Source organism: Brevundimonas albigilva, from assembly GCF_023503965.1.
In the GTDB taxonomy this organism is placed as follows: Bacteria; Pseudomonadota; Alphaproteobacteria; order Caulobacterales; family Caulobacteraceae; genus Brevundimonas; species Brevundimonas albigilva.
Genome location: NZ_CP097298.1, coordinates 755,990 through 776,051, shown reverse-complemented (window position 1 = coordinate 776,051; position 20,062 = coordinate 755,990). Strand labels below are relative to the sequence as shown.

The following is a 20,062-nucleotide window of genomic DNA, read 5'->3' as shown; positions in this document are numbered from 1 at the left end:
AAACGCCGCCCCGGACCTACCGAGCGGCCTCGGATGCGGAGGCCGGGCCTCCACGCCTATCAGCGTCCAGCTGAGCCATACGCGAGCATGATGTCCGCGTATTGCTCAGCCTTTAGCTGGGCGGGCGCAATCTCTCGGCCTGGGTTCGCGCAATCGCTCGAAGCGGCGATTTAGCGGCAACGCGTTTCGCGATTCAGTGCTGCGTCAAGCGATAGCTTTGCGGGTATCTGCCCGCCGGCTGGATGCTCTCGCTAAAACGGGTTCGCGCTTCGCATCGGCGTCTTCAAGTCTGAACGACGCCGATTATGCTTCAGCAGCAGAGGCCCTAGGAATGACTGTACGCATTGCTTGGCAGCCGATCAAATGACTTCGGTGGATATGACTGAAGCCGCCGTGCTCGCCTGCTCATGCGGACCAAAGTGACGGCGGATAAAATTCCGTGTTATCGGTTCCGCCCATGCGCGTCCTCATGTTCCTGCTGCTGCTTACCACGCCGTTCCTGGGACACCCGTGGGGGCTAATGAGCGTTCTTGCCCTGTGCGGCTGGGCTGTTCTCGACTCGATGCGGCGCGAGCAAATGCTGAAAGTGCGTCTGCGTAATACGGTTGAAGCGATGGATTTTGCTGAGCGTAACGGCCTAACAGTTCCAGAGCTTCGCGCGCGGATTGAGAGTCAGTGGCGCGATAGACGGCGTTCAGCGCTTTCTGAGCCGGACCCGAGTACGCCAGACCCGTGGCAATGATCGGGGCGCCCATCGTGGCGAAGTTGGCGGCCCCCGAAAGGACGCCCAGCATCCCCAGCCTGTCGGCCGTCCCCGGGTTGCCGATCAACGGCGGCATGACCTTGTTCGCGTCGGTCGCCAAGCCCTGCATGATCGCACCACCGCGCGCCCGTTGAGACTGACTGGCCCCGGCCGCCACGGCGCTGGAGTATTGCGCCGGGCTGAAAACGCCCTCGTTCCGCAAGGCTCCGCGAGAGGCCGCCGCCTTCTCCGCTCGCTTGAGCTTGGCATAGCCCCGGTTGATGTTGCGGATGGCTTCGCCTTCGGCCGGGTTCTGGCGGGCCACCAGATCGCGAACCAGCTTCTGCGCGTCCCCGATCATGAAGCCCAGATCACGCGACGCCCCGTCTCCCGACTGCATGGCGGAGCGGGCGAGCGTTCCGAGTTGGCTTTCAAGCGCCTTGAACTGTTCTCCGGTCACGGGGCCGCCGCTTCCGAAGTTTCGCAGCACCCGCTGACGAATGATGTTCTCGAACTGCTTGGCGTAGTTGTCGGGGAGCCTTACCGCCGCGTCGGTTAGAAGGTCGTCCACGTCCCGGAGGAAAGAGCGGTCAGCCTGGGCGGTGACGCGGGGGAGGATCGCGTCATAGGCTTCGCTCATCTTCGTTTGGGCGTAGTCGATGGCTTCAAAGCCCGCGTTGACGCCCTTGGGGAGACGTTCGCCGATTTCCTTCAGCCCGGCGTTGATGGCCGCCCGGTTCATGGTCTGCGTTGCCCGGTCGCGAGCGCTGACCACCGCGCCCCCGGTGAAGGGGATCGAGGCCCACGCGTCCTCTGCCCGGCGGAACAGTCCTCCGACCGCTGGCGTCTGGCCGAGGATTTGCCCCGGCGTCAGGTCAACGCCTTCACGTGAGAGGCGGCGGGCCGCGTTGACGTTCGCGGCTCGCAAGGCTGGATCCAGGGTTTCGACCAGCTTCTGACCACCGGCCCCCGTGGCGAAGCCCGCAAGCGCGCCGATCCCGGCCCCCTGCGCCCGGTCTGAAAAGCCCCCGTCGGTATTGCCGGCGCCATAGAGCGCACCGAAGCCGGACGACGCGACGCCTGCCCGGGCCGCGCGCTCCAGCGCATTGGCTCCCCCGCCGATGAACTTCCCCGAAGCCGCGACGCCGGGGAGGAAGAGGCCAGCCCCGAAACCACCGACACCGCCCGCGATACGCGCTCCCCGGTCGCTTTGGTTGTATAGCTCCCGGTCCAGCATCTGCTGTTCGCGGATGGCGTCATAACCCCGGCCGGAGACCAAGCCCGCGCCCGCCGCGACCGCTTCGTCAGCGAAGGGGACTTGTTCGGAGAAGGCCGTCCCGAACGCCGCCGCCGTGTCCAGGGCGTTGGGCTCGCGAAGATTGATCCCGCCATCGGTCATGCGATCCGAGGCGCGGCGGTTCTGGTCGATGAAGGGCGAACCTCTCAACGTCACCACCTCGCCCGAAGGCAGTTGCACCCGATCTCCCCGGCCCAGCTGCATCCGCTGTTCTGGCGAGAGGGCTTCCCAAACCACCGGAGTCGAGTTGTCAGGCGGCGGCGTGTCGCCACCGGCCGCCGGGTCTTCCATCCGGCCGAAGGCGGCGAACGGGTCGCCCGCGTCGGTCATCTGCGCCGGAGCGCCGCCCGAGACGCCGTTTTCAAACTCGCGCATCGCTGCGGCGATTGAGCCCATTTGCTCCGCCGGAACTACGTCGTTGACGCCAAGGCCGGTGCGTCCGCTGAGGTGTCCGATGTAGTTGGCCACGCTCTCCGGGCTGTTCTCCGGGCCGGGCGGGGCGTAGCGATTCACAATCTGCCCGAGGGTCATCCCGGCATAGTTGGCCCGCAACAGGCTTTCCTGCGCCGCGCGTCCGGCCTGAGGGTCCGCGAAGATGGCGAAGCCGTCGGGATCGGACCCCTGATAACCGGGCTGACGGCGGGCGAACGGCCCATCCTTCAGGTTGCCCTCGTTGTTGTTTCTGATCCCCCGGGGCTGACGGGGCGCTTGCGGCCTGGGTTGCTGCTGCGCCATCGGTTGGGCCGGGCGCATCGGGTGCGGCCATTTGCCCGCCAGATGCCGCGCCAGTGGCCCCATATGCCGCGAATGGGTCACCACCGCCGGAAGGGGCTGACGCGACTCCAGCGGCCATCCCCGGGGCCTTGGCGGGCATTTGCTGTTTATCGATGCGTTGGCCGAAAGCGGCGAACGGGTCGTTAGGATCACTGGCGAACATAGACGCTCCCATTCGGTGCGCGGTAGCGGGTGCCGAGCGGTAGGCGCGCGGCTTCGTCGGGAGTGCGAACGTCCACGACTTCGCCGTCGCCCCCGCCACTGTAGGCGGATGCCGTCGATCCGCTTTCGAGCGCACGGATGCGGCCCTCGCGGAAGGTGATGGCGCGGTCGTTCAGGTCTTCCAGGCGCTGAAGCTGGGCGGAGACCACCCGCTCGTCGTTCATGTTCTGCATGATCGTGTTGAGGGCGCGTTGGGCGTCGCCTTCGGTCTGGACGCCCTTGTGCAGCATTAGGATTTGGTTGCGCCAGCTTTCCAGATCGGCCCGGAAGGTCGCCTGATTGATGCTGTTCGCGTCGGAGAACCCGATATTGTTCCGCGCGGCTCCGATGGCGTTGGCCACCGGCCCAAGGTTCAGAGCGCCGTCCTTAATCAGCCCGCGATACCTGGCCAGTTGTCCGTTCATCGAGTCCAGGCTTTCGACCTGGGCGTAATAGTCCTCCAGCGTCGATTGAGCGCGGGCGCTGAGGGTTGGGGCCTTCGCCGGGCCTGCAATGGAGTTGATCGGCTGGCCCGTGGCGGGGTCCAGAACCAGCGTCTGCCCGCCCTCCGGCGTGTTCGTCACCGTGAGAGGTCGGAAGCCCTGCGCCACAGTCCGCCCGTCTTGGGTGTTCACAAGGGTGTCGTTCTGGCCGAGGGTCGCGCGCTCAGCCTTCAGTCGGTCGGTTTGCTCCGCCGCCGTCATGCCCCGAGCGTTCGTGTAGCGCGTTCCAGCGTCCGGGTTCGATGGGTCGAAGTAGCCGAAGCGGTCTTCGAACTTGTCGGTAATCGGCGCGGTATAGACGGGCCGTCCGCCGTTCTGACCCGGAATGACGACGCTCGTTCCCATCGCCGCCGTGACAGGGCGGAGCGCATATCCGGCGTTCTCCGCCCATGCCTGGGGGTTTGCCGCATAGATGGCCATTTCGCGGGGATCGCTGATGAAGCCGGAAGCCTGCTGCATCCGCTGGGCTTGCTGCGCCTGCTGCATCAGCGCCGCTTGGTTCGGCCGCGATCCGTCGTTGTAGTAGGAAACGGCGTCGCTGAGGCGCTGAAGGAAACTGAGGCCGCCGGGCTGTTGCCGTTGGCCTTGCCCCTGCTGGGCGGGGAGACGTTGCGCCTGGGCCTGCGCTTGGCGGGCCGCCTCAAGCTCTTGTTGCGTCCGCACCGCATCCTGCGAAACGTCCGCCATCTTCGCCGCCGCCGCCGCGCGCGCACCGCCGAACAGTCCGCCCTTGGGCGAGGCGGTCATTTCGGGGGAAGTCCCTTCCCGGGAATGGGCGCGGGCGTCATCGCGAAGGCCGCTTGACCCGCGCCGATGGCCTCCGGGGAGAACCCCATTTCGACTAGCTGACGAATCTTGTCGTCCTGGGTTTGCGCCGAACGGCGTCCGCCAAACAAGGCCATCAGATCACCCCGCTTTCCGACCGAACAGCCCGCGCGAAGGGAGCGCCCGAGGCTGAGGCGCATTTCCCATGCGCCGTTGATTTTCCATCATCTGCTGACGCCACAGGTCTTGCGTCCCGCCGCTCCAGCCCCCCAACGGGTCTTCGGCCGGCGCCCCATCGTTGTAGGCTTGAGCGAACTTCTGCGCGGCCCCCAGGATGCCACCCGGCCCTGCGGGGGCTGGCCTTGTCCGGCCTGGGCCTGCTGTTGAGGCGAGGGGATGCCGAGGGCGTTGTAATCGACCGTGGCGACGCCGCCCGGTCCCATTCCGACGGCCTGGGGATTAGTCTGCGCTACCTCGTTCGCCATCGGGCCGATGAAGGATTGCCCGGAGGATCGCCCTTGTAGTTGAACTGATAGAGAGCATCCCCCGACGGGGCGGCCATGCCGAGCGGTTGAACGTTCGACTTCATGCGCGGGTCGGAAATGCCCGTCCCGACACCGCCGAGGATGCTTGCGGCCGGTCCAGCGCCCGGGATGAACGAGAGACCCGCGCCGAGAAGGCGCCCCAATCCATCGAGGAACCCGATTGCGTGGTCGTGCTGTTCGTGTTCGAGGTCTGCCCGTTGAAGAGGCCGAGAGGCAGGCCGCTAAAAAGCTGGGTCTGGAGTTGCAACAGGTCCAGCGGAGCGGCGCGCTGTTGGCGATCGATCTCCCGTTGTTGGGCGCCAAGGTCCGCCATCAGGCCCAGGTTGGCCCGTTGGTCGCTGCTCATCTGAGCCCCCAAGTTGCCGAGGAACTGGCCACCCGAGAGCATCCGGGCGAGGGCGTTGTCCTGCTGACCCGCGTTGAACTGCGCGCCTTGATTCGCCGCCGCCGCGTTCCATTGGTTCGCTGCGTCCGTGCGCCCGGTGAAGTCCGACATTGACTGATTCCAGGCGTCCGCCCCGAACCGGCCCGCCGTGTCCGCCCGGTTGGCGTAGTCGAGCGCCGATTGCCCTTGGATGCCGAGAAGCTGCGAAAGGGCGTCGTTCTGAGCCCCGGCGTTGGCAAGGTTCGTCTGCTGCTGGAACCCGGCGTTCTGAAGCGCGAAGTCGTTGGCGGCTCCGGCATTGAACTGGTTTGCCGTGTTCGCCGCGCCCGCGTTGAACAGGCTGGCGTTATTGGCGGCGTTGGCTCCAAACTGAGAGGCCGTGTTCTGCGCGTTCGCGTTGTTCGCCGCCGCCTGGTTCTGATAGCCCAGGTTGGTCTGCGTCATCGCGTTCTGCTGGCCTGCATTGAACTGCCCGGCCGCGTTCGCCGCGTCCATGTTCGCCAAGCCGAACTGGTTTTGCGCCGATTGGTTCGCGAGGTTGGTCTGCTGCTGATAGCCGCTGTTCGTGAGCGCGAAGTTGTTCTGCTGGCCGGCGTTGAACTGACCGGCCTGATTTGCCGCATTTTGGTTGCCTTGCGCCCCCTGGAACTGCAGCCCGGCCAGTTGCGAGGCCCGGTTCGCGTCGATCTGCGCTTGAGCCAAGGCTCCTTGCGTTTGGTTCGACGCGTTCGCCATCGAAACCTGTGCTGAACGGTTCAGGTCCGACGTGGCCAGGTTTCCGGCCTGGTCGTAGGCGTTGGCGCGGATGTTCGCGAGGCCGGTGTTCGTGGCGCGGCTCAGTTCGCCGTCCAGAACCGCCGCCCGGATTGCGTTGTTCGAGTTCCGAGCCCCACCATTCGCCGCGGCCGAGGCCGACTGCTGGGCTCGCGCGGTCCCGTTGTAGGCGTCGTAATCCGCCTGCGCCGCCGTGATCTGGTCGCCAAGCCCGGCGTTCAGGTAATCGTTCAGGTTCAGGTCGGTGATGTTGCGCGACGACGCCCGGCCGATGCCGCTGACCTGCGTCGAGCCGATGCCGATCCCGACAGGTCCAGCATGGTCGGGTTGTATGTGGAGGCCTGCCCCGCGCTGGCAGCTTGTCCAAGGACCGCCTGTCCCGTGGTCGGGTTATAGGTCTGCGCCGTCCCGGTCTGCGCGTTGTAGGTCGTGGGGCTATAGCCCTGCGATGTGGCGCTCGTCGCCTGATAGCCCTGCGCCTGTCCAGCATTGGCCGCCGTGGCGAGCGCGGGGTTGTAGCCCTGAACCTGAGCCGGTCCAGAGGCGGTGTAACCTGTCGTGGGGGCGGGACCGGCCGCCTGATAACCCTGCGTCGTCGCGAGGTTCGGCCCGGCCGTCGCGGCTCCGAAGCCCAGCAGGCCCGCGAGGTCATAAAGGCCCATCCCGCCGCTTGCGGCCGTTCCGGGCGCCGCTCCGGTAGGGGCTCCCGGCGAGGTCGGGGAGGTGGAAGTCCCCTGAGGCTGATTGCCCGGCCCGGCGCTCGTCGGCATGACCTGGGGGCCGCCGTTCGGGGCCGTGGTCGGCTTGCCCGCAACGCCGCCAGGGCCTGCGGAGGTCGGCATGACTTGCGGGTTTAGGTCCGGCCCCGTGACCTTTCCGCCCGTCGGCCCAGCCGAAGCGGGCATGACCTGGGGGCCTTGCGGCTGCTGACCACCGCCAAAGCCCAAGCTCCCCAGGCCGCTAAGCCAAGAGAGCGTCGGCTGATTGCCGAGGTTCATCCCGCCGGAAAACGCTGCGTTTTGCAGATCGTTCGCCGGGGCGAAGTAGGTCGATGGGTCTTGACCGCTAAGCCCCGTAATCTGGTTCGCTAGGTTCTGGACGCCGCCCGTCACCCACGCCGGATTGGTCGGCGTCGTGGTCGTCGTCGCTTTCGTGGTTTCTTTTTTCTTCGAGCTGGACACCTAGCGGGCTCCGGGTCAGGCGGCTTCGGGGGGAGCCGGGTCGTCCGGCGGGGATTGATAGTTGGCGGGCTTGGCCTTCGGCGGACGCGAGCGAACGAGGCGCATTTCCGCCATGTCGCGGGCGGTCAGGTCCGGCTTGGGGTGCGGTGCGGGATTGCGAGTTTTCGCGGGCATCGACATCAGACCAAATCCTTTACGAGGGTGACGGACTGGACCCGGTAGCCGTGGCCCTTGAGGGCGCGGACCCAGCCCGCCCGTCCGGTGATCGTGGCGCGGTGACACCCCCAGCCGCGCGCCTGATCTTCGGCCCGCTCGCGTTGGAAGGTCAGAAGCTCCCCGAGGTCGCCGCCGCCTAGCCAGACATGGATTTCCCGAAGGTCGGGGCCGTAGTCGTCAAGCTCCGTCACCATGACTGAGCGCTCGCCGGGCCACAGCGCCGCCGTGTTCGCGTCCAGGCGGGCCGCCACGTCATCGAGCGTCAGGCGTCCGGCCTGGTCTAGCGCCGCCTGAAGCCAAGGCGCGCACCGTTCAAACTCTTGGCGGACAGCGGGGAGCATCATTGCAGCGCCCCCGGGGAAGCGGGCGGCGTCTCTCCCATCAGAGCATCAACCACCGGGATCGGCGTCGCGATAAGCAGCGCGCGGCCCATGTTGATGATCGCATTAGGGTGCGTCGTGACCGTCTCGACCGGATCGGCCCGCAATGAGCCGAAGTGATAGGCCAGCACCGTGGCGCCGTTGTCCACGTCGAACGTGACCGATGCGGCGGCGTGGATGCCATCGGTCGCCGCCTTCAGATGATCGACGCGCGAGACCAGACAGGGCGCTTCCATCATGCCGATGCGAAGCGCGTTCCACAGGTAGGCCCCGAACGTCGCGCAAAGGCCGGTGCGGGCTTCGGGCGGGATGCTGTCTCCGAACAGGACTTGCGAGGTCGGGCGGCCCATCTTCCGGCGAAACTCCATCGCCAGAAGCGGCATTTCGCCAGCGTCGCGAACGCCCGTCAGAGCCCAGGCCAGAACCGCCGCCGCTTCGGCTGGGCCGATTTCGCGACCAGCGGGCTCCGTCGAAAGGATGCGAACAAGCCGCTCCGCCGTCTCCCGGCCGCAAGCGACTTCCACCGGCCGCACGAGGCTTTCCATCTGAACCAGCATCAGGCCGCCGCCTCCGCCGGGATGAAGGGGCCATCAACGCCCGCTCGAATGTCCGAGGGGGAGGGCGATTGCAGGGGCGGGGTCTGGGCCGGGTCGCTCAACGTCTCATTGACCACCGAAGCGGCCAGGGCGTCGGCAAGGGTGCGGTGCAGATGGCGGAAGGTGTTTCCGCTGACCACGCGGCAAGTGACCAGATCGGCCGGCGCCCGTCTGTCGCCATAGAGGGCGGTCACGGATACGCCGTCCACGGCATAGGCCATTTCGATTGCGCCGCCGCCGTCGCTGTCCTCTCGCAAGGTCATCGTGACCACCCGGGCCGCGTCGTCCGCCTGCGTCAGGGCGCGAATAACGGCTTCGACCGGGTTCGCCGCCACAAAGGCCAGTTGCGGGTTAGTGGCGACGTTCGGGAGCGTCAGATCAAACGTCCCGTCATGGCCGCTGAGGATGACTTGCGAGAGCGGGAGGCCTTGCGCGCTCCTCCAAAAGCTGGCGGTCATCCTCGACCATCGCCGTCCAGATCAGGAAGGCTCCGGCCATCTGAAACCACGTCCAGGGCTCGCCCTCTTGGCGATAAACCCCAGCGGCTTCCACGCATCCGGGCCAGCGGACGGCGTGATCCGCGCCGAAGATGATTTCAAGCGCGGAGCCGATGACCTGGGCGGGATCGAACGAAGCGGGGCGGTTCATGGTTAGAGTCTCCCTGAGGCCGGACCTTAAGTCTGTCCGTACAAACGCAGTTTTTGGGGGTTATCGGGCGGCGTCGTCTGTCGAGACGCCAAGCCCTTGGGCGAGGTGCTGGAGCGCGTAGCGGATGACGCGCGCCCGGTTCGGCCCGGCGTCAGGCCACAGGTGCGCCGCCAGCTTGTCGATGACCGCAAGCTCCGAGTCGTTCGCCCGCATTTCCAGGCGGCTTTCCTTCGGATCGCGCCATGCGGACATTTGCGTCCCGGGCGGGCGGGGCTGACGGATGCTCATGCGGCCTCCGCCAGAACGTCCGCCGGGGCGAGGCATCCGGGTTCGCCGGGGGCGGTCCCATCGCGCCGCGATCCCACGCGCCCTCATTGCGGTAGTTGGCGACTGCGATCCGCCAAACGTCGGGTTCCCACGTCGCCACGTCCTGAACCGGCGAGGCTTGGCGGTTGCCGAGGCGAGAAGCGATCCCCCGCGCCGCCGCTGTCAGGTAGCCTTGCGGATCGGGGGTTCCGCCTTGCTGGGCGGTCATGATCGACGGGCGCAGTTGATGCGCGGCTAGGCGGTGATCGCGCAGCAGTTTCCCGAACATCGACCGGGCGGCTTTCTCCGTCATCCGACCGTTGGCCGTCAGCAGGGATACCCCCTCCTTCCATGCCATCGCATCCGGCGTTTCCGACGCCCCCGAAGGGGTTATATTCTTTCTGGCATCTGGCTGCTTGTCGTTTGCTTGGTCGTTTGCTGAAGCATTTGCTGACGCCGCATCGTTATTTTTCAGCGACTTAGCCTCTGCGCCGCGCTTCCCAGCGGCAGAGCGATCCGCGCGTATGGCCTCGACCTTTTGGCGCTCCGAAAGCAGTCGCTTGTTGGAAATGGTGGCGGCGTCCGCGTCGAAATACGGCGCCAAGGTTTGCCAGCGGCGGCCCCAAGCTTTCGGGGAGCAACGGGCGATCCGGGCGAGGCGGCCGGGGTCGTTCGGTAGGGCGCCGCCGCCGTTCCACATGGCCCCCAGCAGCAGCATATAGGAGCCCATTTCCGCGTCGGACAATGCGAGGGTGTCACCGACCAGATCGGAGAAAAACAGCTTGAAGAAAGGCGCGCGGCTCATTGTGCGCCCCCATCAATCTCGCGGTTTCCGACGGCCGAGGTCGCCGGGTCGCACCACGCTTCCACAATGCCCGTGGGGCCGTGGCTGTTCTTCTCGACCACAAGCTGAAGGACGCCCTTCGCCTTCATCGCCGCCGCCTCGCGGGCCGCGCGATCAACCGGGGATTCCTTGGACGGGTCCAAGGGCGGCCGGAGGTAGTAGGCCGGGCGATAGATCATCACCACCGCCCGGGCGTCTTCCTCAAGCTCTCCGGCTTGTCTCAGGTCCGATAGCTGGGGCCGCTTGTCGTCCCGGCCCTCAACGCCCCGGTTCAGCTGACATAGGGCCACCACCGGAACCCCCAGCCGCTTGGCCATTTCGGCGGCATGGCGGGACACGTCCGCGACTTCGGCCGTCTTGTTGCCGTTGCGGGCCTTCTCCGGCCGGACGATCCCAAGATGGTCGATCACCACCGGGCCGGGCTCGATCCCCTTCTTGCGCCACTTCCGATGCGCCCGGCGAACCGCGCTTTCGATCCGTGACATGGTGAGGCCGGGGCGAGCGTCCAGCAGCAGGGGAAGGCGGGAAATATCCGCCTGGGCGTCGTCCAGCCGCTCCCATTGCTCCCCGGTTAGGTTGCCCTTCGCGGCGGAGACGTACCACGGGTTCCCGTTGGTCGTGGGCTGGCCCGAATAAAGGGGCTCCGTGCGGTCGTGGGCCGTGGCGCAGGCCATCCGAAGGCCAAGGGCTTGGGCGGACATTTCCAGCGATATGAGCGCGGTTCCGAGGCCGCGACGGGCGTTCGCCAGCGCGATCCGGGCGGCAACGCCGGTTTTCATGGATCCAGGGCGGCCCGCGAGGATGACACTTTCCCCGGCATTGAGGCCGCCGGTCATGTCGTCCAGCCCATCAATCCCCCAGGTGTAGCGGATCACACCGTCCCGAGCCTTGGCCTGGGCGATGGCGTCTGCGATGGCGGAACCACCATCTATCCATGCGTCATCGGCTCCCCGGCTGGCGATTTCCGCTAGGCCCGCCTCCAGCGCTGCAATCTGCGCCTGGGCGTCCGTATCGGGGTCGGGGGCGGCATGGATAGCCGCCTCCGCCGCCGCGACCAGCTTTCGCCGCGTCGCCAGATCGGCCACTAGCTCCGCGTGTTGCCGGAGCATGGTCGGGCCGCAATGATCGAGAAGGTTCGCGAGATACTGGAAGCCGCCGAACGCCTCAAAGGCCGGGTGATGCTTCACCCTGTCCACGACGGTTGCAGGATCGGCCCGGCGGCCCCCGCAACCGTCGTGGCGATGGCGTCGAACAGGTCTTGGTGAAAGGACTCCGCGAAGCTCTCAGGCTCCAGAAGGCCGGACACGTCCTCTAGGCGCTCACTGTCGAACAGCAACGAACCAAGGATGTTCTGTTCCGCCTCCAGGTTCTGGAGCTTCTGGCGCGCGAGCGAGACCGCCGCGCCGTCGGTCGGAAGGGTCGCCACGGTCATGCGTCCCCCTCCGATGCCTTGGCGGCCAGATAGGCGGCGGTTTCCTCCGGGGTGCAGGCCGTCCAGACGATGGCCTTGCATCCGCCCTCGCCGGTTTCCCGCTGTCCGCTGTCACGGATCAGGCCCAGGCGGGCAAGCTCCGAACAGCGCGGGCGGATCGAGGTCAGGACGGTGCGGACGCCTTCGGCTCGCAGGTCCGCTAGGACCGTCTCAGGGATAGCCGGCGCCTGTCGGATGCGGTCTAGGACCAGATGGCGAAGCGTGGGCTTCTTTCCGGCCTTGGCGGCTTCGCGGGCTGTCTCTCCGATGCTGGCGCGCTTCCACAGGGCGGGGGCGTTGAGGTCGGGCGTCATGCCAGCACCTCCGCCGCTTTCCAGAGGCCGCGCGCTTGCTTCGCGTAGAGACCGGCGAGGGCCAGCAGCGTGAGGCCGGTTGCGTCGTGATGCGATCCCGAGAGACGGGCGCACCGCCGGGCGGCGGCCTCAAGCTCGCGAGCGCGGTCCTGGGCTTCCGATGCCGTCGCGGGCATGAAGGCCGGAGCGTCGCAAAGGTTGGAGCCTTCGACCACCGGCCGCTCTCGCTTGGCGCGAGGGAACGGGACGACATGGCCGTGTTGATTGTGGGGGAGCGCTGCGCTAGTCTTGCTCTTGTCCCGCCAGACAAGATGACTACCGGATGCCCCGCCCTGAGTGGCGGGGTTTTCCATGTGGGGAGGCATCGGTCAGGCCGCCTCCGCCAGACGGGAGGCGAACCACGCATCAACCGCTTTCGCGGGGAAGGCCACGCGGTTGGCGCTGAGGCGGATCGGACGGGCAAGGTTCCCGCGCTCGATCTCCGCATAGACCGTCGAGCGGCTGAGGCTGGAGCGCTTGCAGAACTCTCCGATGGAAATGAAGTCGGGCTGAACGTCGGCCATTTCTCGCTTTCTCCTCGCGTCCCAACGACGGAATGACGTTGGGCGGTACGGGGAAGTTGCGGCCGGACAGTCCGCCTAAATAGGCAGCGGGATTATATCGGGGAGGCGGTTTCCGAGGCGGTTTCCGAGGGGGTTTCCGGGGAGATTTCCGGTGAGTTATAGACCATCAGGCGTCTTCGCCCTGTGAGGTTTCGGCGCGAAGGCGAGGGCGCCCCCTTTTCTCCAGGCGGGCGCATTAACCTCGTTGACCGCTCGCTCGCGAGCGCGCTCAAACTCCCTACCGCCGATAGAGCGGCCTAGATCATTTTCCAGCATCTGCCTGAGCGTTGGCGATTCAATCCGTTCCGTCGGCTGACGTTCAACGATGGCGCGGATGCGGCGATAAAGCTCGTTCTCGCCCTTGATCGTCGCCGCCGGTTTGCGGCTTCCGAGGTAGGCGGTCAGGCTGTCTTGCGTGACGTAAAGGCGGCCGTTCAATCCTCCGATTTCGCCAAGCGTGGATACTACGGAGCGAAGGGCCGCCGTAGAGCGCCACAGCGCGAAAGGCGGCTCATAAACGTTCCCGGCCACGTCCACAAAGCGGGCCTCAAGCTCCCCATAGGCCAGCGCCCGGCAGACCTCGTTCGCGGCACTGTAGAAGCGTCCGACCGCCGCCGCGTCGTCTTTCACAAAGCGAGTGTTCTCGCGACCCAGGCGAGACCATTCATGGTCCGGCCATGACAAATCAAACGTTTCCGTAGAACCTTCGGCGTGAAGCCGCCGCTGAGTAGCGCTTGCTTCCTCTAACGCACGATGGACGAACGCCATCCCGACCCCATGCCCCCGGGGATATTTGACCTGCATTGGTATGATGGGAACCAGCGTCGGTTCCTTGCCAGTCCACCCCTCAACAGCGAGCGGCGCAATCTGCAAAAGCGCGTCCGGCATAAAGACAAGTCCCGGCGGTGCGAACGGCGGCCAAGCAGCCTTTGATGTCCACGCTTCCGGCGAGTGAACAAGCGTCACAGCGCTGCTTAGATAGATCGGTCGATTCATGCCGCCCCCGGATCGGGGCCACGTTCGACGGCCTGGGCCGCTCCCCGACGATTTCGAGCAACAGCCCTTCCCACGCCTCCAGCGCCCGGCGCTTCTCGGAAACATACTCGTTGGCGTCATAGTGGATGGACGACACGGCGGCCCCGCCTCCGGCGTCGGTCCCATGCCCCAGCACCTTGGACCGGATGAAGGGCGACACGCCCAGGCGCTCGCTTGTCATGATGGTTGAGCCCGTCCGCCTCAGGTCGTGGACAGTCACGTCCTCCAGCCCCAGCGCGCCACGGATGCGGGCGACGGCCTTCGTCAGCGCGTCTTCCCGGATCGGGGACGCCAGGTCTTTAGGCGACGGGAAAACCACCGTCACAGGGTCTTTCGTCCGCTCCGCCGTGATCGCGAGGCTTTCGCGGATCAATGCGACGGCGCGGGGCGGGAGGGGGACTTGATGCGGGCGTCCGGCCTTCATCCGCTCACCGGGGATGATCCAAGTCCCGGCCTCTAGGTCCACTTCCGCAACCGCCATATGCGCTATCTCGACGCGGCGCTGTAGCAGCAGGATTGAAAGCTGAACCGCGATCCCGACTTGGCGCGAGACATAGACCCGATTCCCGTCCGCGTCCCTCAGGCCGGAGGAATCGCTACAGGTCGCCCAGAGCTTGGCGAGGGCGTCGTCCGGCCAGATGCGGCGGCGCGGCACGTTGTCATGTGGCGACGGGACGTTGAGCGCCGGGTTCATGGCGGCAAAGTCGTTCGCGAGCGCGAAGTTGAAGGCTTGGCGGACGATGGCGTGAACGCGGTTGGTCTGCGCTCCAATGCCCTTGTTCAGCATTTCGGCCAGCAGCGTTGCCACCGTGCCCCGCTTGATCGACGCCAGCGACAGAGACCGGAAGTCCGCGCCTATGTGTCGATCCGCAAGCCGCTTCTCATAGGCCAGCGTCTGAGGGCGCTTTCTCTTGCGCTTGGGCTTCCACGTCCCGGCCTCGCAAGCGGTCCAGTAGGCCGCCAGCAGATCATCGAAGGTCCGAACCGTGATGGCCTTGGCTTGCTCTCGCGCGGCCCGTTTTGTCTCCAGCGGGTCCAGGCCCTTGTCTAGATCCGCCTTGAGCCGTCCGGCCTCCAGCCGCGCCGCTCGCAGGCTGAGGGTCTTTGGGTCGCCCAGCTTGAACCGCTGAGACGCCCCGGCCTGGGTCCGGTATCGCAGCACCCACGATTTCACACCCTTTTCCGTCACCCTCAGAGTGAGGCCCGGGGTTAGGGCGTCGTGCAGTTCCAAGCGCTCGCCCGGCTTCGCTTTCGCGGCCGAAACGGCGCGGTCGGTCAAAGAGACCTTCGGCATCCTGTTTGTCCTTCGTCGCCAGACGATGTGTCCCCTGTGTCCCCGGGCCGAAGCTGGGGACACATGAAACATGGACAGTATGATGCGCCCTCAACACGGACGGACGCAAGGCGTGCAGCAATCCCGGGGCTTCGATCTTGGGGACGAACGCCCCCGGACACCCTCAACACGCGGTCCCACGGCTTTCCTAAAGCCGAGGTCGGAGGTTGGAGTCCTCCCGGGGTCGCCATCGCGCCGGTCAAACCGCCCCCGCAGGATGACACCAGCGGCGCTGTGGGGCGCTGCATCGCGCCGCCGCTTCGACGTGGGATCGATCCTCTCACGCAACCGTCAGCCCGACGACGCAACTTCAAGCGATCAGGAGCGTATGATGGAAGCCGGCGCCCCTTGGCCGGATATCGCACAAGTCCCGGCTTTCGCGCCGTTCGCACGGACCTTATCCTTCAACGTCCCTTGGGACTTCATGGTCAGGAACTCTGGTTATGCGTCGTTTCCATATGATCATTTCGGCGCTTTCGGCGGTGACGTGACCCCCTGAAACTCCTCCAGGAATAGCTAGAGTCCGCCCAACGAAGGACGGACAGAATGAAGCGATCGAGGTTCACGGAAGAGCAGATCATCAGGATCCTGCGGGAGCAGGAGGCCGGTGTAGCGACGGCGGAGGTGTGCCGACGCCACGGGGTCAGCTCGGCGACCTTTTACAAATGGAAGGCCAAGTTTGGCGGGCTCGACGTGTCGGAGGCTCGGCGGCTCAAGGCGCTCGAGGATGAGAACGCCCGGCTGAAGCGGATGCTGGCGGACGCGATGCTGGACAACGTGGCCCTGAAGGACCTGCTGGGAAAAAGTGGTGACGCCCGCCGGCTATCGCGAGGCGGCTGGCCATCTGCAGGCCGCCTACGAGATGAGCGAAAGGCGGGCGTGCCGTGTTCTGGGCGTCGATCGGACGAGCGTGCGCTATCAGGCGACGCGCCCGGACGACGGCGCTCTGCGCGACCGGCTGAAGGCCCTGGCCCAGGAACGTCGACGGTTCGGCTATCGTCGCCTGCACGTGCTGCTGCGGCGCGAGGGCCATGCGGTCAACAGGAAACGGGTCCAGCGGATCTATCGCGACGAGCAACTGACGGTGCGCCGGCGCGGCGGCCGGAAGCGAGCGATGGGCACGCGGCGACCGCTGGACCTGCCGCTGGCGCCCAACCAGCGCTGGTCGCTGGACTTCGTCGCAGACCAGCTGACGGACGGGCGGCGCTTCCGCATCCTGACGGTGATCGATAACTGTACGCGCGAGTGCCTGGCGCTGGTGGCCGACACCTCGCTGTCGGGCGCGCGGGTCGTGCGGGAGTTGGACGCCGTCATCCGGCAGCGAGGGCGGCCCGACACCATCGTCAGCGACAACGGCACGGAGTACACCTCGAACGCGGTCCTGGCCTGGGCCGACGACACCGGCGTCGGCTGGCACTACATCGCGCCGGGCAAGCCCCAGCAGAACGGCTTCAACGAAAGCTTCAACGGGCGGCTGCGTGACGAGCTGCTGAACGAGACGCTGTTCCGCTCGCTGCCGCACGCTCGCGCCGTGCTGGAGGCGTGGCGACGCGATTACAACGAGCAGCGTCCGCACTCGAAGCTCGGGTGGCTGACGCCGCAGGCTTATGCAGAAGCGCTCACCGGACACATCGGCCGGCCTGCTGCGCTGGTTGATGGCTGCGCAGACCGGCCTCTTGCCAACCCAGCCGATCACAGCTCAGATCAACCTAGGACTCTCGTTATGGCTGGATGAGAAACGGGGTCACGTCAGCGGGCGTCCTTCTGGCGCCGGTCGACATGGCGTCGGCCCAGACGACGCCGTCTGATGTTCGTGACCTGATCGGGGTCCGCGGCTCGAGCGGCGAGGCGCAATTGCAGCAGCGGGGGTACGAGAACACCGGTGGTCAGGTGGGAAGCGACCGGGTCTGGACCTACTGGTGGAACGCGCGCCGCGGCGTATGCCTGACGGTCGCGACGGTCGACGGGCGTTATCAATCGATCGTGTCCGGCCCGTCGGCCGACTGCCGCCGTGACGGCGACCGCCCGACGACGCTGCCCGGACCGGTGGGCGGGCCTGTCGCCAGCGGGCCGACCGAGACCATCCAGTTCGCGCGCGGAACGTCGTCGGCGACGCGGCGGGGCGCGATCACCGGCTATGAGACGCGGACCTATCTGCTGACGCTTCGTGCAGGGCAGACCTTGAACGTGACCATGCAGACGTCGAACCGTTCGAACTATTTCAACATCACCGCGCCCGGCGCGCAGCAGGCCCTGTTCAACGGCTCGAGCAGCGGGGCTCGGTATTCCGGTCGCACCCGCGCCAGCGGCGTCTATCGGATCGAAGTCTATCTGATGCGCAACGCCGCGCGTCGCGGCGAGACGGCGCGCTACACCCTGAACGTCGGCGCGCGTTGACCGTCTGAGGCCTCTACGCCCGTCGGGCCGGGCCGGCGGTTGAGGCTGGCCCGTCGAAGGGGCGGGAGCACGACGGCTCCCGCCCTCCACCGGTTCAGAACCGGGCCTTGACGCCCGCCAGGAAGCGGGGGCCGTAGTATTCGACCTGGAGCGGACGATCCTCGTCGCCGAGGTAGTAGAACAGCTTCTCGTCGGTCAGGTTGGAGGCTTCTCCGAACAGGGTCACCCGGTCGGTGAGGTCATAGGCCAGGTTGAAGTCCAGGCTGGTGTACTCGCCGTAGTAGCTGTCCGAGGCGGCGTCGGAGCCATATTCCTCGATGAAGGCGCCCTTGTAGTTCAGGGCCAGGCGGCCCGACAGGCGGCCGTCGTCGTAATAGACGGCGACGTTGCCCAGATTGTCGGCCTGGCGCGGGATGGCGGCGTGGCGCCCGTCGGGCAGTTCGAACTCGGACTGGATATAGGTGTAGTTGGCGTTCACCCCGACGTGCGACAGGGCGCCCGGCAGGAAGGTCAGGCGGCGCTGCAGGTTCAGCTCCAGGCCGTACAGCCAGCCCGGCTCGCCGTTGGCCGGCGTCAGGAAGGCCACGCCGTCGACGCCGCGGAAGCTGCCGATGGTGCGCGAGTCGAAGATCGGGTCCTCGATCCGCTTGTAGAAGGCACCCGCCGAGATGACGCCGACGTCGCTGTAGAAGCGCTCGAACATCAGGTCGAGGTTGGTCGAATAGGTGGGCTTCAGATCGGGGTTGCCGCCGGCGAACTCCAGGTCGGCCTCGATGAAGGCGCCGCCGGGGGCCAGGTCGCCGAAGTCGGGCCGGGCGAAGGTCCGGGTGACCGCGGCGCGCAGGTTGGTGTCCGCGTCGAGGCTGTAGGTGAGGTGCAGCGACGGCAGCACGGCCAGATAGTCGTTCGACCGGTGCTCGGGCGACAGGTCGCCGTCGATCAGCACCTGCCCGTCGACCGCCGTGTCGGTGTGCTCCAGTCGCAAGCCGCCCAGGACCGTCCAGCGCGGGTCGGGCCGCCAGGTCGCCATGGCGTAGGCGGCGCTCTGCTTCTCGTTCAGGGTGAAGGTCCGACCCAGGGCGCCCCCGTTCTCCAGCGTCGCCGAGCCGGCGGCGTCCAGGATCAGGTTCTGGCGATTGGCCCTGTACCAGGCGGTGATGTCGTCCTCGGACACCACCTGGGAGAACTGGTTGCGATACTGGGCGCCGATGTCCAGTTCGTCCAGGAAGTCGCCGCGCCCCGGCTGGTCCATCAGGGCGAAGTCCGCCAGCGTGGGGACCGGGCCGGCCGCCGGGTTCCAGGTGTAGAACAGGTCCTCGAAGGCGGCGTCGCGCTGCTTGTCGCGATATTTGGCGCCGAACTTCAGCTCCAGGCTGGAACCGATCTCGCGGGTGTAGTCGACCTGGGCCACGACGCGGTCGCGCTCGGTGACGGCGACCTTGTAGAGTTCGACATTGGCCAGGCGCGTCAGGGCCGGGTTCATCTGGAAGCCGGCCGGCAGGTGGTTGCTGATGGCGTCGGCCGGATCGGTCCCGCCGTCGATGGTGTTGTAGGCCAGGGTGCCCGCGCCGCGGTTCTCCAGCCCCTGGTAGCCCACGCCGCGCTGGTCGAAGCGGACCACGAAGTAGGAGTGATCCTGCCCGTCAGGCGTGTCGCCGTAACGGAACTCGTTCTGGTAGGAGCCGATCTTCCAGTTCAGGTCCCCGCCCGCCAGCGGATGACGGCCGCCGATCTCGCCGCCGCTCATTTCCGTGATCAGGGTGTTGAAGATGTGCTGCACCTCGACGCGGTTCGAGGCGAAGTTCAGGCGGTGCTTGTAATGGGTCTCGTCGTCTTCCAGCGTGCCGTAGATGGCGCGGCCGAAGACCTGGCCGCCGTTGTCGAAGTTGTATTCCGCCGCGCCGTTCAGGCCGACCGTCTCGCGCGTGCCGGTGTAGTCGCGCAGCTCCAGGCGGGTGACGCCGATGCCGTCGCCGCCGCGCCGCGGCTCATAGTTGTCGGTGGCCCAGTCGCGGACATAGCGCGTGCCGCTGAGCAGGAAGCCGAACTTGCCGTCCATCAGCCGATCTCCGACCGTCAGGCTGAGCAGATCGCCGTATTCGCCGGCCTTGTCCGAATAGGTCAGGCCCCCGGTCGCCTGCACGGTCCGCTCCGCGGGCGCGGTGCGGGTGATGAAGTTGACGCTGCCGCCGATGGCGTCGCCCTCCATGTCCGGCGTCACGGCCTTGGAGATTTCGACGCGGTCGATCAGTTCGGACGGGAAGAAGTCGAAGGCGGTGGCGCGGCTGGTGGTCTCTTCCTCGGCGGTCGGCAGGCGGTCGCCGTTGATCAGGGTGGAGTTCCACTGAGACGGCAGGCCGCGCACGGCGACGAAGCGGCCCTCGCCCTGGTCGCGCTCGATAGCGACGCCCGGCGCGCGCTGAACGGCCTCGGCGGCGTTGCGGTCGGGCAGGCGGCCGATGCCGTCGGACGAGACGACGTTCAGGATGTTGTCGGCGTTCTTCTGGATGTTGAGCGCGCGCCGTTCGCCGCTGACGATGGCGCCGGTGACGACGATGTCGTCGACCTGGGCGGGCTGGGCCGAAGCTTGGCCGGAAGTCTGGCCGGAAGTCTGGGCCAGCGCCGGAGCGGCGGCGGCGAGGGCGACCGAACTGGCCGCGACGAGGAGGAAGGCGCGCTTCATCGGAGGTCTCTCAAGAGGTTTCGCCGACGTTCGCGTCCGGCGATGGACCTATCACCACGACCGCGTCATG

General features: G+C 66.7%; 20 protein-coding genes and 1 tRNA gene. 3 read left to right on the top strand and 18 right to left on the bottom strand.

Features of this window, described 5'->3' with window-relative positions; translation table 11 throughout:
- Positions 1-485: 485 nt before the first annotated feature.
- From MU852_RS04115 to MU852_RS04035, 17 genes are all read right to left on the bottom strand, one after another.
- Positions 486-2,774 (bottom strand): hypothetical protein, encoded by a 2,289-nt coding sequence (locus MU852_RS04115; protein WP_249751141.1) that lies wholly within the window; start codon positions 2,772-2,774, stop codon positions 486-488.
- A 188-nt stretch (positions 2,775-2,962) separates the two neighbouring features.
- Positions 2,963-4,264, bottom strand: coding sequence for a hypothetical protein (locus MU852_RS04110; protein WP_249751140.1), 1,302 nt, complete (start codon positions 4,262-4,264; stop codon positions 2,963-2,965).
- Between the two features lie 603 nt (positions 4,265-4,867).
- On the bottom strand, positions 4,868-5,914 hold the full coding sequence (locus tag MU852_RS04105) for a hypothetical protein (protein ID WP_249751139.1): 1,047 nt from the start codon (positions 5,912-5,914) through the stop codon (positions 4,868-4,870).
- A 308-nt stretch (positions 5,915-6,222) separates the two neighbouring features.
- Positions 6,223-7,167: a hypothetical protein gene (locus MU852_RS04100; protein ID WP_249751138.1), complete on the bottom strand. Its 945-nt coding sequence runs from the start codon at positions 7,165-7,167 to the stop codon at positions 6,223-6,225.
- A gap of 15 nt (positions 7,168-7,182) precedes the next feature.
- Entirely contained in the window at positions 7,183-7,347 is a 165-nt protein-coding gene (locus tag MU852_RS04095; RefSeq protein ID WP_249751137.1) for a hypothetical protein, read from the bottom strand.
- Positions 7,347-7,634: a hypothetical protein gene (locus MU852_RS04090; RefSeq protein ID WP_249751136.1), complete on the bottom strand. Its 288-nt coding sequence runs from the start codon at positions 7,632-7,634 to the stop codon at positions 7,347-7,349. The genes MU852_RS04095 and MU852_RS04090 overlap by 1 nt, the downstream gene beginning before the upstream one ends.
- Before the next feature lie 89 nt (positions 7,635-7,723).
- Positions 7,724-8,320 (bottom strand): hypothetical protein, encoded by a 597-nt coding sequence (locus MU852_RS04085; protein ID WP_249751135.1) that lies wholly within the window; start codon positions 8,318-8,320, stop codon positions 7,724-7,726.
- Complete coding sequence (locus MU852_RS04080; RefSeq protein ID WP_249751134.1) at positions 8,320-8,817, bottom strand: hypothetical protein; 498 nt, start codon at positions 8,815-8,817, stop codon at positions 8,320-8,322. The genes MU852_RS04085 and MU852_RS04080 overlap by 1 nt, the downstream gene beginning before the upstream one ends.
- A complete protein-coding gene (locus MU852_RS04075; RefSeq protein WP_249751133.1) occupies positions 8,750-9,007 on the bottom strand; it encodes a hypothetical protein in 258 nt (85 codons plus the stop codon). The genes MU852_RS04080 and MU852_RS04075 overlap by 68 nt, the downstream gene beginning before the upstream one ends.
- Positions 9,008-9,158: 151 nt before the next feature.
- Positions 9,159-10,118, bottom strand: a complete 960-nt coding sequence (locus tag MU852_RS04070; protein ID WP_249751132.1) for a DUF1376 domain-containing protein — start codon at positions 10,116-10,118, stop codon at positions 9,159-9,161.
- Positions 10,115-11,344 (bottom strand): replicative DNA helicase, encoded by a 1,230-nt coding sequence (locus tag MU852_RS04065; RefSeq protein ID WP_249751131.1) that lies wholly within the window; start codon positions 11,342-11,344, stop codon positions 10,115-10,117. The genes MU852_RS04070 and MU852_RS04065 overlap by 4 nt, the downstream gene beginning before the upstream one ends.
- Positions 11,341-11,589 carry a DnaB-like helicase N-terminal domain-containing protein gene (locus MU852_RS04060; protein WP_249751130.1) on the bottom strand — a complete coding sequence of 83 codons (249 nt, stop codon included), beginning with the start codon at positions 11,587-11,589 and terminating at the stop codon, positions 11,341-11,343. The genes MU852_RS04065 and MU852_RS04060 overlap by 4 nt, the downstream gene beginning before the upstream one ends.
- Entirely contained in the window at positions 11,586-11,942 is a 357-nt protein-coding gene (locus MU852_RS04055; protein WP_249751129.1) for a hypothetical protein, read from the bottom strand. The genes MU852_RS04060 and MU852_RS04055 overlap by 4 nt, the downstream gene beginning before the upstream one ends.
- Positions 11,939-12,157 carry a hypothetical protein gene (locus MU852_RS04050; protein WP_249751128.1) on the bottom strand — a complete coding sequence of 73 codons (219 nt, stop codon included), beginning with the start codon at positions 12,155-12,157 and terminating at the stop codon, positions 11,939-11,941. Before MU852_RS04050 ends, MU852_RS04055 begins: the two co-directional genes overlap by 4 nt.
- A 153-nt stretch (positions 12,158-12,310) precedes the next feature.
- The gene (locus MU852_RS04045) at positions 12,311-12,505 is read right to left on the bottom strand and encodes a helix-turn-helix transcriptional regulator (RefSeq protein ID WP_249751127.1); all 195 of its coding nucleotides are present in this window, start codon (positions 12,503-12,505) and stop codon (positions 12,311-12,313) included.
- Between the two features lie 156 nt (positions 12,506-12,661).
- Positions 12,662-13,432: a hypothetical protein gene (locus MU852_RS04040; protein WP_249751126.1), complete on the bottom strand. Its 771-nt coding sequence runs from the start codon at positions 13,430-13,432 to the stop codon at positions 12,662-12,664.
- On the bottom strand, positions 13,392-14,873 hold the full coding sequence (locus MU852_RS04035) for a tyrosine-type recombinase/integrase (protein ID WP_249751125.1): 1,482 nt from the start codon (positions 14,871-14,873) through the stop codon (positions 13,392-13,394). The genes MU852_RS04040 and MU852_RS04035 overlap by 41 nt, the downstream gene beginning before the upstream one ends.
- A gap of 149 nt (positions 14,874-15,022) precedes the next feature.
- Here MU852_RS04035 and MU852_RS04030 point away from each other — a divergent pair.
- The 3 genes from MU852_RS04030 (at position 15,023) to MU852_RS04020 (ending at position 17,309) form a co-directional block, all read left to right on the top strand.
- Positions 15,023-15,102, top strand: a tRNA-Ser gene (locus MU852_RS04030).
- A 356-nt stretch (positions 15,103-15,458) separates the two neighbouring features.
- A protein-coding gene (locus MU852_RS04025; RefSeq protein ID WP_430641187.1) for an IS3 family transposase occupies positions 15,459-16,647 on the top strand; the annotation gives its coding sequence in 2 pieces (ribosomal slippage) (positions 15,459-15,712 and positions 15,711-16,647; 1,191 coding nt in all).
- On the top strand, positions 16,644-17,309 hold the full coding sequence (locus MU852_RS04020; protein ID WP_249751123.1) for a hypothetical protein: 666 nt from the start codon (positions 16,644-16,646) through the stop codon (positions 17,307-17,309). The genes MU852_RS04025 and MU852_RS04020 overlap by 4 nt, the downstream gene beginning before the upstream one ends.
- Before the next feature lie 94 nt (positions 17,310-17,403).
- Here MU852_RS04020 and MU852_RS04015 read toward each other — a convergent pair whose 3' ends face one another.
- Positions 17,404-19,992, bottom strand: coding sequence for a TonB-dependent receptor (locus tag MU852_RS04015; protein ID WP_249751122.1), 2,589 nt, complete (start codon positions 19,990-19,992; stop codon positions 17,404-17,406).
- Between the last annotated feature and the right edge of the window lie 70 nt (positions 19,993-20,062).

Excerpts from the sequence above, each read along its gene's own strand:
- MU852_RS04060 (WP_249751130.1), bottom strand. The coding sequence starts at position 11,589 with ATGACCGTGGCGACCCTTCCGACCGACGGCGCGGCGGTCTCGCTCGCG.
- MU852_RS04075 (WP_249751133.1), bottom strand. The coding sequence starts at position 9,007 with ATGAACCGCCCCGCTTCGTTCGATCCCGCCCAGGTCATCGGCTCCGCG.
- MU852_RS04115 (WP_249751141.1), bottom strand. The coding sequence starts at position 2,774 with ATGGCGCAGCAGCAACCCAGGCCGCAAGCGCCCCGTCAGCCCCGGGGG.
- MU852_RS04070 (WP_249751132.1), bottom strand. The coding sequence starts at position 10,118 with ATGAGCCGCGCGCCTTTCTTCAAGCTGTTTTTCTCCGATCTGGTCGGT.
- MU852_RS04110 (WP_249751140.1), bottom strand. The coding sequence starts at position 4,264 with ATGACCGCCTCGCCCAAGGGCGGACTGTTCGGCGGTGCGCGCGCGGCG.
- MU852_RS04055 (WP_249751129.1), bottom strand. The coding sequence starts at position 11,942 with ATGACGCCCGACCTCAACGCCCCCGCCCTGTGGAAGCGCGCCAGCATC.
- MU852_RS04085 (WP_249751135.1), bottom strand. The coding sequence starts at position 8,320 with ATGCTGGTTCAGATGGAAAGCCTCGTGCGGCCGGTGGAAGTCGCTTGC.
- MU852_RS04015 (WP_249751122.1), bottom strand. The coding sequence starts at position 19,992 with ATGAAGCGCGCCTTCCTCCTCGTCGCGGCCAGTTCGGTCGCCCTCGCC.
- MU852_RS04020 (WP_249751123.1), top strand. The coding sequence starts at position 16,644 with ATGAGAAACGGGGTCACGTCAGCGGGCGTCCTTCTGGCGCCGGTCGAC.
- MU852_RS04095 (WP_249751137.1), bottom strand. The coding sequence starts at position 7,347 with ATGTCGATGCCCGCGAAAACTCGCAATCCCGCACCGCACCCCAAGCCG.
- MU852_RS04040 (WP_249751126.1), bottom strand. The coding sequence starts at position 13,432 with ATGCCGGACGCGCTTTTGCAGATTGCGCCGCTCGCTGTTGAGGGGTGG.
- MU852_RS04045 (WP_249751127.1), bottom strand. The coding sequence starts at position 12,505 with ATGGCCGACGTTCAGCCCGACTTCATTTCCATCGGAGAGTTCTGCAAG.
- MU852_RS04035 (WP_249751125.1), bottom strand. The coding sequence starts at position 14,873 with ATGCCGAAGGTCTCTTTGACCGACCGCGCCGTTTCGGCCGCGAAAGCG.
- MU852_RS04080 (WP_249751134.1), bottom strand. The coding sequence starts at position 8,817 with ATGACCGCCAGCTTTTGGAGGAGCGCGCAAGGCCTCCCGCTCTCGCAA.